This is a genomic window from uncultured Apibacter sp. (assembly GCF_946479295.1).
Taxonomy (GTDB): domain Bacteria; phylum Bacteroidota; class Bacteroidia; order Flavobacteriales; family Weeksellaceae; genus Apibacter.
On record NZ_CAMLFD010000005.1, the window covers coordinates 52,418 to 66,314 of the forward strand.

9 protein-coding genes and 1 tRNA gene are annotated in these 13,897 nt (G+C 28.0%); 1 reads left to right on the forward strand and 9 read right to left on the reverse strand.

Annotation, left to right across the window (positions count from 1 at the left end; genetic code table 11):
- Nucleotides 1-23: 23 nt before the first annotated feature.
- Nucleotides 24-1,292, forward strand: coding sequence for an amino acid permease (locus Q0T35_RS05220; RefSeq protein ID WP_293918085.1), 1,269 nt, complete (start codon nt 24-26; stop codon nt 1,290-1,292).
- A gap of 60 nt (nt 1,293-1,352) precedes the next feature.
- Here Q0T35_RS05220 and Q0T35_RS05225 read toward each other — a convergent pair whose 3' ends face one another.
- The 9 genes from Q0T35_RS05225 to Q0T35_RS05265 form a co-directional block, all read right to left on the reverse strand.
- Nucleotides 1,353-3,716 (reverse strand): C10 family peptidase, encoded by a 2,364-nt coding sequence (locus Q0T35_RS05225; protein WP_295841242.1) that lies wholly within the window; start codon nt 3,714-3,716, stop codon nt 1,353-1,355.
- Between the two features lie 434 nt (nt 3,717-4,150).
- Nucleotides 4,151-6,502: a C10 family peptidase gene (locus tag Q0T35_RS05230; protein ID WP_295841243.1), complete on the reverse strand. Its 2,352-nt coding sequence runs from the start codon at nt 6,500-6,502 to the stop codon at nt 4,151-4,153.
- Between the two features lie 427 nt (nt 6,503-6,929).
- Nucleotides 6,930-10,514, reverse strand: coding sequence for a C10 family peptidase (locus tag Q0T35_RS05235; RefSeq protein WP_295841244.1), 3,585 nt, complete (start codon nt 10,512-10,514; stop codon nt 6,930-6,932).
- Between the two features lie 904 nt (nt 10,515-11,418).
- Nucleotides 11,419-11,709 carry a hypothetical protein gene (locus tag Q0T35_RS05240; protein WP_295841246.1) on the reverse strand — a complete coding sequence of 97 codons (291 nt, stop codon included), beginning with the start codon at nt 11,707-11,709 and terminating at the stop codon, nt 11,419-11,421.
- 88 nt (nt 11,710-11,797) lie between these two features.
- Nucleotides 11,798-12,157, reverse strand: a complete 360-nt coding sequence (locus Q0T35_RS05245) for a hypothetical protein (protein ID WP_295841247.1) — start codon at nt 12,155-12,157, stop codon at nt 11,798-11,800.
- 75 nt (nt 12,158-12,232) lie between these two features.
- Nucleotides 12,233-12,306 (reverse strand) — tRNA-His (locus Q0T35_RS05250).
- A 39-nt stretch (nt 12,307-12,345) separates the two neighbouring features.
- Complete coding sequence (bshB1, locus tag Q0T35_RS05255; protein WP_293918312.1) at nt 12,346-13,062, reverse strand: bacillithiol biosynthesis deacetylase BshB1; 717 nt, start codon at nt 13,060-13,062, stop codon at nt 12,346-12,348.
- 67 nt (nt 13,063-13,129) lie between these two features.
- Complete coding sequence (locus Q0T35_RS05260) at nt 13,130-13,447, reverse strand: hypothetical protein (protein ID WP_293918314.1); 318 nt, start codon at nt 13,445-13,447, stop codon at nt 13,130-13,132.
- Between the two features lie 141 nt (nt 13,448-13,588).
- On the reverse strand, nt 13,589-13,840 hold the full coding sequence (locus Q0T35_RS05265; protein WP_105296935.1) for a type B 50S ribosomal protein L31: 252 nt from the start codon (nt 13,838-13,840) through the stop codon (nt 13,589-13,591).
- Nucleotides 13,841-13,897: the final 57 nt, after the last annotated feature.

Genomic DNA, 13,897 nt, shown 5'->3' on the forward strand with positions numbered 1-13,897 from the left:
GAGAATTTTATTAAATAACTAAAATGAAAAAAATTGGCTGGAAAACAGCAACAGCTATTGTTATTTCCAATATGGTTGGAACCGGTGTGTTTACCAGCTTGGGATATCAGATTACAGACCTTCATAATACCATTACTTTACTTCTTTTATGGATTGCAGGAGGTATTTTAGCTTTAATAGGAGCCTTTATATATGCAGAGTTAGGTGCTCATTTTAAACAATCGGGAGGAGATTATATATATCTTTCAAGAACTTATCATCCGGTTATGGGATATGTTTCAAGCTGGGTTTCTTTAATAGTAGGATTTTCAGGACCGGTTTCTTTGTCAGCTTTGGCTATGACTAAATATCTGGGAATTGAAAATGAAAAGACTTTTGCCATACTTATTATTCTTGTAATTGCTTCTTTTCAAAGTTTTAGCCTCAAAGTAAGCAGTCGTTTTCAGAATACTTTTGCCCTATTGAAAGTTGTTTTCATTATTTCGCTTGTTATCATTGGAATCAGTTTTGCGCCGTCTTCATCCAATGCACTATTATTTGATTCTTCGTGGACTCAAGAAATTATGTTGCCTACTTTTGCAAGTTCACTAGTATTTGTTACTTACGCTTATACAGGATGGAATTCTGCATCTTATATTGTGGAGGAGATTGACAATCCTAAAATAAATCTTCCCAAAGCAATCATTACCGGAACTATTTTTGTTACCATAAGTTATGTCTTGGTAAATTTTGTGTTTTTAAGAAATGCTTCTATTGAACAATTGGAAGGAAAGGAAGATATCGCAAATATAGCTTTTTATAATTTATTAGGTGTTAAAGGAGTAAAGTGGATAAGTTATTTTATTGCTTTACAATTGATTGCAACTATAAGTGCTAATTTATGGGTAGGGTCTAGAGTAACTCAAGCAACAGCTAAAGAAAATCATTTATGGCGATCCTTAGGTAAAGAAAATAAAAATAAAATACCCATATGGGCGATAGCAGCACATACGTTGATTAGTATTATTATTATTTTGAGTGGTAAATTTGAAGAAATTTTCATATATACCGCTTTTGTACTCCAGTTGCTTTCAACGACAGCGGTAAGTACTTCCTTATTTTTAAAGAAAAAAGATCGTGTCTTTTTTAAAAGCAACGTTTTTTTACTATTACCAATCACCTTTTTACTGTTTAGCTTTTATATATTATATTTTACCTTTAAGAATCATCCAATAGAAAGTATTATTGGATTAGGTATAATAGGAGTAGGTATAATGCTCTATTTTTTCGATAAAAATAAAAGACATGATTAGATTGCAAAATAAAAAAACCGAAAGATATTTCTTTCGGTTTTTTTAGTATTATAAAAATTATTATTTTTTAATAAACCTGTAAATTTTGCTTTGAATCTGTAAGAAATAATGATTTGAAGGTAAATCTGATACATTTATAGAGATAGTTTCTTCTATATTTATTTGAAGAGTTTTTACTACATTTCCATTTCTATCATGTATAGTTACTGTGGTAGATTTTTGTAGATCAGAAGCTATTCCTTTAATGTTTACAATATCTGTTACAGGATTTGGATATATAACTATAGAGTTTTTATTTTTCTCATTACTTAAATCAGAATGCAAATCGACGTTATTAATATTTTTGTCAGGAGTCTTATTATATACAGTTAAATCATAACATTTTTTGTCTTTATAAGCATTCTTATATCCATAAACATATACATAATAAGTTCCTGCTTCTAAATTATCTAGAACAATAAATTCATCGAGTTTACCTTTACGGGTACTGCTGGAGATATAATTTTTATCTGAATCATATAAAACTAAATCGTAATTCTTAGGAAGATTTTGTAAAGTAATTATTATATTGGATACTTTAGTAATAGTAAATTTATAATAGTCTACATCCACTCGACTATCAATACCAGCTGAATAGGTAATATTGCAATCAATAGGATAAGCCGTATCAAAAGAATTATTCGGCTCATAATTATATACGTCATTTAATAAAGTGGTAAATTCATTTTGTATATAGCTGGAGCTACTTTCTGAGGAGCAATTAGCTTTCACTCTCCAATTGTATGGGGTGTTTGCTTTTAATCCGGAAAGAGTGTAATAATTTTCTGATGTAGTAGCAGCTATATTCCATTGAGTATCATTATTAGCTTTATATTCTATCGTATAATTTTGAACATTTGGTATTGCCTTCCAATTTAGAAGAGCACTGTTAGTAGATAGGTAAGAAGCTTTTAGTCCTTCAGGTGTAGAACAATCTGATAAAGTTTTAAATTCATCTTGAGCATAGTCAGAACTATTTTCAGAAGAACAATTAGCTTTTACTCTCCAATCGTATGAGGTGTTTGCTCTTAGTCCGGTAAGAGTATAAGAGGCATTAGCTGTGGTAGTAGCTACCTTCCATGTAGTATCAGTATTTGCCTTATATTCTACTGTGTAATTTTCAACTCCAGAAATTGATTTCCAATTTAGGGTAATATTATAGTTTGCTAAATTGGAAGTTGATAGGCCGGAAGGTTTTGAGCAATAATCTTCTCCAGGATAAATATTTATAATAATAGCTTGCTTTGATGTGTAACCAACTGGATTAGATGCTTGGTAATATCCATCAGATTTGCCTCCCCAACCGAAATTAAAATGGATTAAATTATCAGTGTCATATCCATCTGCAATAAAAGCGTGTCCACCTTTTGAGGAAGAACCTTTATAATAAATTGGATAATTTTTTGATAATTGACTTTTTATAAGTTTAATCCATTCTGTATTGTCATAATCAATTTTAGATTCCATATCTAGATCCGAATTATATCTAAAATATTTTACTAAAGCATTAGGAACATCAGAACTATATGCACCCGAACTATTTGGACCATAGATCATATCTACTGAGATACCTGCATGAAGCATTAATGTTGCTACTGCATCTACTTCTTCTTTTGAGGAACTATCGTCAAGTGAAGTAGGCATATTGCTCCATTTATAAGTAGTATTTTCAAAGTTAGCAGATAATGTTTTTCCATTCCAGTCATAATATTTACTAGAAATTTTGTAAGTATGATTACTCATTCCTTTTTTCGGGTAACCCCAATACTTCATGAGTTGAGCCATCGCAGTTGCAACACATCCGGTAGGGCAATCATAATTTTCATAAGTTTTAGGAACAAGTTTATTATATAATGGTCGTTGTTTCCATTTTGTTTTAATCAAGGGTAATACAAATGCCGGATCAGTAGCATCACTTTTATTTGTATTATTTTTAGCTGAGGATAATTGTCTTCCATTGAGTAAAGCATTCCATTCTTCTTTTATTAAAATGCTCTCATCATCGTTTATTTTTTTTATCTTATTATTTCTTAAGTATTCATTAGCTGCTTGGTATTCATTAAGAATATATAAAAATTCGGGAGATTGTTTTTCGCCAACAGGTATTGAAGAGTCCAAAGAATAAGCTAAGATCGGATGGTTTTCACTTTGTGAAGAAATAATAAAAAAACCATTTTCACTATTAAAAATGTAAAATCCGTCGTATTTTTTATCAATACGAGCGGTAATATTAATTAATTTTTCATTGTTAGAAGTTTTTTTTATATTTTTTTGATTTAAAAAGTTATTAGCAACAATACGGGCCGTTTTTTCAGATATATCCTGCCCATGGAATAAATAAGATATAAATATAGCTATACCTAAAAGAATAGATTTTAAATTCATAATAATAAATAAATGTTTAATAAAAATTGTAAAATAAAATTGTAATAAGAATAAGTGTCATTTCATATAACCGGATGGATCATCCATCCATGAAGTTATAGAAAGTTAAAGAGCATTTGCATTTTATTATATCTTTTAAATAAATAATAAAATTGAAAAATTTTTATGTAACATAAAAATATGTATTAGAAGATAGTATAATTTAATTCATAAGCATTTGATATTTTAATAATTAATTATAGTTCAAATTTAACAAAATTATATTTAGTTAATATATAAAACAATATGATAAATGTTATAATCATATATTAATTAAATTATTGTATGTAAAATTAATAAAATTTAATTTTATTAGTTATATGCTTAAATTGATAGGTGAAAAGCAAAAAAAACGAAAGATATTTCTTTCGTTTTTTTTGCTTTATAAAAAATTTTTATTTTTTAATAAACCTGTAAATTTTACTTTGAATCTGTAAGAAATAATGATTTGGAGGTAAATCTGATACATTTATAGAGATGGTTTCTTCTATATTTATTTGAAGAGTTTTTACTACATTTCCATTTCTATCATGTATAGTTACTGTGGTAGATTTTTGTAGATCAGAAGCTATTCCTTTAATGTTTACAATATCTGTTACAGGATTTGGATATATAACTATAGAGTTTTTATTTTTCTCATTACTTAAATCAGAATGCAAATCGACGTTATTAATATTTTTGTCAGGAGTCTTATTATATACAGTTAAATCATAACATTTTTTGTCTTTATAAGCATTCTTATATCCATAAACATATACATAATAAGTTCCTGCTTCTAAATTATCTAGAACAATAAATTCATCGAGTTTACCTTTACGGGTACTGCTGGAGATATAATTTTTATCTGAATCATATAAAACTAAATCGTAATTCTTAGGAAGATTTTGTAAAGTAATTATTATATTGGATACTTTAGTAATAGTAAATTTATAATAGTCTACATCCACTCGACTATCAATACCAGCTGAATAGGTAATATTGCAATCAATAGGATAAGCCGTATCAAAAGAATTATTCGGCTCATAATTATATACGTCATTTAATAAAGTGGTAAATTCATTTTGTATATAGCTGGAGCTACTTTCTGAGGAGCAATTAGCTTTCACTCTCCAATTGTATGGGGTGTTTGCTTTTAATCCGGAAAGAGTGTAATAATTTTCTGATGTAGTAGCAGCTATATTCCATTGAGTATCATTATTAGCTTTATATTCTATCGTATAATTTTGAACATTTGGTATTGCCTTCCAATTTAGAAGAGCACTGTTAGTAGATAGGTAAGAAGCTTTTAGTCCTTCAGGTGTAGAACAATCTGATAAAGTTTTAAATTCATCTTGAGCATAGTCAGAACTATTTTCAGAAGAACAATTAGCTTTTACTCTCCAATCGTATGAGGTGTTTGCTCTTAGTCCGGTAAGAGTATAAGAGGCATTAGCTGTGGTAGTAGCTACCTTCCATGTAGTATCAGTATTTGCCTTATATTCTACTGTGTAATTTTCAACCCCGGAAATTGATTTCCAATTTAAGGTAACACTAGTACTGGTGAGATTGGAAGTTAAAAGATAAGAAGGAGTTTGACAATATTTTTCATCAGGATAAATATTTATAATAATAGCTTGCCTTGATGTGTAACCTACTGGATTAGATGCTTGATAATATCCATCAGATTTGCCTCCCCAACCGAAATTAAAATGGATTAAGTTATCAGTGTCATATCCATCTGCAATAAAAGCGTGTCCACCAGTCGAAGAAAATCCTGAATAATAAATGGGATAATTTTTTGATAATTGACTTTTTATAATGTTTATCCATTCTGTATTGTTAAAATAAAATTTATCATTCAACTTTATATTAGTACTGTAGCTAAAGTATTTTACTAATGCATCAGGAACATCAGAACTATATGCGCCCGAACCATTTGGACTATAGATCATATCTACTGAAATACCTGCATGAAGCATTAATGTTGCTATCGCGTCTACTTCTCCTGTAGAGGAACTATTGGTAAGTGAAGTAGGCATTTTATTCCACTGATAAGTAGTATTTTCAAAGTTAGCAGTTAACGTTTTTCCTTTCCAATCATAATAATAATTAGAAATTTGGTAAGTATGATTACCCCTTCCTTTTGTTGGGTAATCCCAATACTTCAAGAGTTGAGCCATTGCAGTTGCGACACATCCGGTGGGACAATCATAATTTTCGTAAGTTTTAGGAACAAACTTATTATATAATGGCCACTGATTCCATTTTGTTTTAATCAAAGGTAATACAAATGCCGGTTCAGATTTAGCATCACTATTTTTTGAAGGTAACTGTCTTCCATTAAGTAAAGCATTCCATTCATCTTTTATTAAAATACTTTCATCATTGTTTAATTTTTTTATCTTATTATTTCTTAAGTATTCATTAGCTGCCTGGTATTCATTAAGAATATATAAAAATTCGGGAGATTGTTTTTCGCCAACAGGAATTGAAGACTCTAAAGAATAAGCTAAGATCGGATGGTTTTCACTTTGTGAAGAAATTATAAAAAAACCATTTTCACTATTAAAAATGTAAAATCCGTCATATTTTTTATCAATACGAGCGGTGATATTAATTAATTTTTCATTGTTAGAACTTTTTTTTATAGTTTTTTGATTTAAAAAGTTATTAGCAACAATACGGGCTGTTTTTTCAGATATATCCTGCCCATGGAATAAATAAGATATAAATATAGTTATACCTAAAAGAATAGATTTTAAATTCATAATAATAAATAAATGTTTATAAAATTGTAAAATAAAATTGTAGTAAGAATGTGTGCCATTCTATATAACCGGAAAGATCATCCATGAAATTATAGAAAGTAAGGGTGCATTTGTATTTTATTATATCTTTTAAAAAGATAATAATATTGTTAAATATTTTTATACTATATAAAAATATATTTTAAAAGAGAATATAATTTAATTCATAGATATTTTTTGTTTTTAAAATTAATTGTTATTCAAATTTAACAAATTATATTTAGATAACATATATAATTATATAATAAATATTATAATAATATATATAAATAAAATTATATATTAAATTAATAAAATTTAATTTTATTAATTATATGCTTAAATCGATAGGTGGAAAACAAAAAAAACCGAAAGATATTTCTTTCGGTTTTTTATAATTTAAACGTTATTATTTTTTGATAAATCTGTAATTCTGTCCATTTATTTGTAAGATATAATGATTTGGAGGCAGATCAGAAACATTTATAGTTATTTCATTTTCAGCCTTAATTGGTAGAATTTTAACAGTCCGCCCATTTCTATCTAGTATAGTAAAAGTTGTGATTTTACCTTTATCTATATTCAATCCATCTAAATTTTTTAAATTTATAATATCTTGAACAGGATTAGGATATAAAATGACAGAATTCTCAGTATTACCATTTATATCTTTTTGTGCAGGTTGATAATTAACACTTAAGTCGTAACATTTCGTTGGATCGAATGATTTATCTTTTGCATACACATGTACATAATATACACCTGGTTTGAGATTTTTTGCATTAATTATTTCTTTATTTGTATTGTTATTAGAGCTACTTCCTATTTCAATTTTTGAAGAATCGTAAAGTTTTAGATCGTAATCGTATGGAAGATTTTCTAAGATAATACGTACATCAGCATTTATTCCTATGTAAAATTTATAATAATCATGGTCCTCAGGAGAACTAATACCTGAAGAATAAGTCAAAATATTTCTAATCGGATAGGCGGATTCAAAAGAATCATTAGGTTCATAATTATTGCTACATAAAGATTTTGCTGTAGATGCACCAACATTTAAAGTATAACAGTTTTCCGTATCAAAAGCTCCGTTATATCCATAAACGTATACATAATAATCTCCGGCAGGTAAGTTTTTTGCTTCAATTTTTTCACTAATATTACCTTTATTAGTGCTTTTATCAATTTCGTATCCTAAATTATCATATAGTTTTAAGTCATAATTTTTAGGAAGATTTTGAAGTTGAATAACCAAATCGGAACTTTCTTGTATTGTGAATTTGTAATAATCTTTATCAGTTGGAGTCCCAATTCCTGCTTGATATGTAGAATCAACTTTTATTAAATGAGCTTCATCAAAGGAATCATTAGATTCATAATTGTTAATACATGACGTAACAGAAGAGATTGCATTCACTAACAAACTATAACATTGTGAAGCATTAAATGCACCATTTACCCCCTGAATTAGAACATAATATATACCCGGTTCTAGATCGTTAATAGTAATAATCTCGTCACTTTTATCCTCATTATATTTACTGCCGATTTCAGTTTTAGATGAATTAAAAATTTTCAATTCATAATTTGCAAAAATATTTTGCAGACTAACAGTTACATTAGATTTATTGTCAATGCTAAATTTATAATAATCAAGATCGTTAGAAGTGCTTATTCCTGCAGAATAAACATTACCTACTTTAATGTCAATTGCATTATCAAAAGAATCATTGGATTCATAATTATTAATACACGAATTTCGAGATGTTTGAGTATCTACAAATAGGCTGTAACATTCATATGGATATAAATTACCTTTTATATGAATATAATATGTGCCTGAAGCTAAATCTTTAGCGTTGATTACTTTGTTAATATCATCAGATGTATCATTTGCAATAACATTTTTAGATGAATTGTAAAGAGTAAATTCATTAATAAAATTAGCATTTTGAAGACTTATGGATACATCTGTAGTTTCGTTTATAGTAAATTTATAATAATCTTGATCATTAGCTGATCCTATACCTGCATAATAAGTTGTATATGTACTTATAGGATAAGCCTCTTCAAAAGATTCATTAGGTTCATAATTGTTACTGCAAGAAGGGCTTGAAAAAGAAGAGTTAACTTTTAATTCATAACATGTTGAGGTGTCAAATGCTCCTTCATATCCGTATACTTTTATGTAATAAGTGCCAGGTAAAATATTATCAACTTTAATATTTTCTTCTGTTGTATTACCAGCAATTCCCTGTCCAATTTCATCTTTATTATTGTTATATAATTTTAAATCATAATCTTTTTTTAGATTTTTAAGTGATATAACTATATTAGAATTTTTGGTAATAATGAATTTGTAATAATCTACATCAGTTGAAGTTCCAATTCCTGCTTGATATGTAGAATCAACTTTTATTAAATGAGCTTCATCAAAGGAATTATTTGGCTCAAAATTATTGATACATGATATTTGCGGAGGGGTAGCAATTGATTTGGTTTGGAATGATGTCTCAATGAAATTGCTTGATACGGAGTGAATTGTATCGCAAATAGCCTTTATTTGTGCAATGTATTGAGTATTAGCATTTAAGTTTGATAAAACGAAAGAAGAACCTTTTGTTTTCTCTGAGGCAACAGTCCAAAGGCTATCATTCTTTATTTTAAATTGAATTTTATAAAATTGATCATTGTTATCACTATTCCATGTAAGGGTAGCACTGTTAGTAGATGTATCAGAAGTAGAGAATCCAGATGGGGCAGTGCAGTTAAATTCTGAAGGGTAAATATTTATTACTACTAACTGGCTGGAAGAGTAGCCTCTAAGTTCATTAATTAAATAATAGCCATTGGCTTCTCCACTCCATCCTAAGTTAAGATGAACTAAGTTTCTTTCATCATATCCATCGGCTATATAAGCATGTTCAGCATCAGGACATATAGATGAAAAATAAACAGGATATCCCTTTGAAATTTGCCCTTTGATCAAATTTAACCATTCTTCATCAGAATTATAATTTGATCTATCTTTTAGTTGAACATCTGGACTATATTTAAAATATTTTTTTAAAGCATTAGGTACTTTTTCACTAAAGGCTCCAGATCCTACAGGCCCATAAACCATTTCTACAGATATACCAGCATGTGACATTAGAGTTGCAACTGCATCAATCTGTTCATCTGAAGAGTAATTTGAAAGTGCTATAGGCATTTTATTCCACTGATATGTAGTTTTTTGGAAATTTGCACTTAATTTTTTCCATCTCCAATTATAAAAATAATAAAAATATGAAGAAGGTATTTGGTAGGTTATAGAATCTCTACCTGTACTTGGATAGTTCCAAAACTTCATAATTTGAGCCATAGCTGTTGCGGCAGACCCAGTGAATGTTGGTTCTGATTCATAGGTGAAGGGAGTATATTTATTGTACAATGGAGATTGATCCCAGTTTGTCTTTATAAGAGGTTCTATTTTAATAGGCATTGATGAATTAGTAGATACTCGGTTGGTTAGAATTTTTGAGTTAGAATTGTAATTATCAGAAAGCAATTCTTCCCATTCTTTTTTTATTAATTCACTATTCTTATCAACAGATTTTTTTAAATAATTCCTTCTTGATTTCTCACTGTTAGCTTGGTAATTATTTAATATACTTAAAAATTCAGGAGAAATATTTTTACTAATCTTTATGTTAGAATTTGTAGAATAAGCTAAAATTGGATGACTCGCGCTTTCAGCTGAAACAATACAAAATCCATTTCCATCGGCTATTTTGAATAAATAGAAGCCATTATACTTTTTATTAATTAACGGTGTAATATTAATTAAATTTAATTCCTTGTTGGATTTTTTTAAAGGATCAATTGATTTTAATTTTAAGAAATTACTCGCTATTTTACGAGCTGTATTTTCTGAAATATCTTGCGCCTTTATCACATAGGAGGATAAAAGAGCTATTGCTACTAGCAGAAAAAGTTTAATGTTTAACATAATCAAAGGTGTTTTGTATTTAAAAATAAAATATTGTTTAATCAAATTAAATTATATGTATTCAAATTATCATACAATAAGATAGAATAATTAGAATATAAAGGAGCGTTTTACCCTAATAATTAATTTAGGAACTGATTCTTACAAATAAATAAATTTCACTTATACTTAATTCTCATATTTTTCATAGATATACATATATAATTGTTAATAGGTGGCAAATATATAAAATTATTTTATATTATAATAATATATTATAAAATAAAACATAGTTATCTTGAATTATTATATTTTGTTTGGATTTTAGTTGGTAATTAGTTATAAATAATCATTATTTTTTTATATATTGTTTGTTTAAATAATATATTGAAATAATATTCCTATAAATAAAAAAATAAATTAATATTTATAATAAAATAGTTAATTTACATAATTATTAATGTGAATTTTTTAAATAATTTTTTAAAAGGAAGTATTTTATGCAATAATTAAAATAAATATCTTACAACTTTGTTAATGATTATATTAATATATAGTAAAGTACTTTTTTATAGTTATACTAACTTTATATAGTTTAGAAAAATTAATTTTTAAACAAAAATTGCTATTTATTTTATATAGAATTCAATTAAATATTTAAGAAATTAAATGATAGTTTCATATATCAATGTAATTAATTGTTTTGTTAATACTAACTGTACAAGGATTTAAATTACATATTAGATAAAATAATAGGTGTAAAATAGATTTAATATCAGGAGAATAATAAAAGTAGTGAATTAAAATATTTTCTAGTTCTTCAAAAGTCTTAGTTTAGTGTTATTCGTTATCTTCCTAAATTGATATCCTTCAGGATGTTTCTTTTAATGCAGGGTTGTATAATTTGCATTGAAATCAATCTCAATTAAGATTTTTCTTTTTTGAAGTTTTTCAATCTGATGTTGATATCATAGTGACCGGTCACGTCGTAGCGGTAATCACTCTGTCCCTGTCGGTTGTGTTGTTTGCCTGCCAGCCGGTTCAGATTGTCGTAGCTGTAGCTGCGATCCAGTATGATGCCAGCTCCCGGACGTTTGGTTTGTTTGCCGGTCAGGCGGCCGGTGCGGTCGTATTTAAAACTGGTGTGCATTCTGCCCTGGCTGCGCAGGGTTTCTCGATACTTGAAATTAAAGTACTCTTCATTAATTCCATGCACTAGCTTAGCCGTGGTTGCTCGAAGATAGTAATAAAAAATCGGAAGAATAAAATCTAGACATCATTTCTGTTTTTTCATTTATTCCCTATTAATAATTTTTAGCTACCAGCGTTTTTTCATCATTGCTATATCTAGATTCATAATCTTCAATATATTCAAGTTCTCTTGTTAATTTACAACACCATTTGTATGGTTTAAATTCATATGGATTAGGAATAACAAACCCTTCAGAGAAAACATACTCTGGCAAAATTTCATCAGTTTGCAAATACAAATATACATAATCACCTTCTTTTAAGAAGATAGTTTCCCCCATATAGTTTTCTATTTCATCTGTCTGACTTAAACCAACAATATCTGAATCTACAGATCTCTCATTATCAAAATCTGCAAATATTCTACTATTTAATCCTTTATATATTTTTTTACAATTATTATTGACAGTCATTCTTCGCTTCTCTATTTTCTTTATATTGAATTTAAAAAAAGCTGTAAACCTTTGTAGAATAGATTTACAGCTTTGGGTGGCCAATGGGTCTCGAACCCACGACCTTCGGAACCACAATCCGACGCTCTAACCAACTGAGCTATGGCCACCATTTTGGGAATGCAAATATAGAAATAGATTTTATATTTTCAAACAAAATTTTCAAAATCTTTTAATCCTATCCATTTTTGAGAAGTAAATCCCTCACCTGCATCGCAATCGATTAGCCGTCCTAAATTTTCGGCTCTATATATAATGCTTTTTTTAAAATTAATAGATGTGATAGGAGTATTAGGTTCTTTAGAATTAGGATCATAAAATTGTGTTTTATAAGCCATACAAGCTTCAATTTTTTTATCTAAGAAATTGGATATATCTATAATAAAATCAGGCTTTTCTTCATTCCATTGTATATAATTAAAAATATGCTTAGGTCTCCAGGGTTCTTGTGAAGATCCGTTATTGGAAGTATTTATTTTGATTAATCCTGAAAGAAAACAAGCATCATAAATCAATTTGGCAGCTTTACCATGATCAGGATGCCTATCGTTGTGGGCATTTGCTAAAACAATATCAGGTCTATATTGTCTAATTTTTTTTATTAATTCAATCTGATGATATTCATCATTAATAAAAAAACCATCTCTAAATTTTAAATTATCACGATATGAAATACTGAGTATTTCACGGGCCTTATTTGATTCGAATTTTCTAGTTTCTGCTGTTCCTCTAGTACCTAATTCTCCTTCGGTCAGATCTAAAATTCCTACTTTTTTATGTTGTGAGACCATTTTTGCAATAGTTCCACCGCAACCGAGTTCCACATCATCGGGATGAGCACCTATGGCTAATATATCTAATTTCATTGATTAAATTAAGAGTTAAAAAAACTTCAGTAATACTTTACTGAAGTTTTAAAATATTTATGAATAATTAATTAAATCCCAATTCAGATTTTACTTTTGACATGAAATTTTCAATTTTAGCTTTGATATCAGTTTTGTCAGATATTTGCCAAGCACTAATAGTAAAAGTATTTCCTTTTGTTCGGATCATAAGGCCATAATCTGAATTAGTGGATGTCCAGATTCCGGGTGAGGAAGGCACACCAAATTCTTTTTGTACTAAAGCTTCAACTTTCTGTACTTTTTCATCTGTAGATTGTATTTCTTCTCTGTATTTAAATTTTTCTTGTGCGAAACTTAGTAGGGAAGATAAAGACAACAATAAAATTAAAATTTTAGCATTCATAATAGGTTATTTTAAATTAAAGCACAATAGTGCGTAATGTAATTAAGTTTATCAATATTTATGCCAAAAAGATAAAAAAATATACCCATGGTAATTATTAACTATGGGTATACTAATATTTTACTAAAAAGTAATAATTTATTACTTTTTATAATTTTTGTATTTATTAAAGAATTTATCTACTCTACCTGCAGTATCAACCAATTTTACTTTTCCAGTGTAAAAAGGGTGAGAAGAACTTGAAATCTCCATCTTAACTAAAGGATATTCTACTCCTTCATATTCAATTGTATCTTTTGTCTCTGCAGTAGATTTACATAAAAATACCTCGTCGTTGCTCATGTCTTTAAAAACGACCAATCTATAGTTATCAGGATGAATGTCTTTTTTCATTTCTCTAAAAATTTGAGTTGCAAAATTACAATTTTATTTCTAAATAATCAAGAATCA

Bases quoted from the DNA above. Each gene is read 5' to 3' on its own strand.
- Q0T35_RS05245 (WP_295841247.1), bottom strand. From the start codon at position 12,157: ATGACTGTCAATAATAATTGTAAAAAAATATATAAAGGATTAAATAGT.
- Q0T35_RS05220 (WP_293918085.1), top strand. From the start codon at position 24: ATGAAAAAAATTGGCTGGAAAACAGCAACAGCTATTGTTATTTCCAAT.
- Q0T35_RS05265 (WP_105296935.1), bottom strand. From the start codon at position 13,840: ATGAAAAAAGACATTCATCCTGATAACTATAGATTGGTCGTTTTTAAA.
- Q0T35_RS05260 (WP_293918314.1), bottom strand. From the start codon at position 13,447: ATGAATGCTAAAATTTTAATTTTATTGTTGTCTTTATCTTCCCTACTA.
- Q0T35_RS05235 (WP_295841244.1), bottom strand. From the start codon at position 10,514: ATGTTAAACATTAAACTTTTTCTGCTAGTAGCAATAGCTCTTTTATCC.
- bshB1 (WP_293918312.1), bottom strand. From the start codon at position 13,062: ATGAAATTAGATATATTAGCCATAGGTGCTCATCCCGATGATGTGGAA.
- Q0T35_RS05225 (WP_295841242.1), bottom strand. From the start codon at position 3,716: ATGAATTTAAAATCTATTCTTTTAGGTATAGCTATATTTATATCTTAT.
- Q0T35_RS05230 (WP_295841243.1), bottom strand. From the start codon at position 6,502: ATGAATTTAAAATCTATTCTTTTAGGTATAACTATATTTATATCTTAT.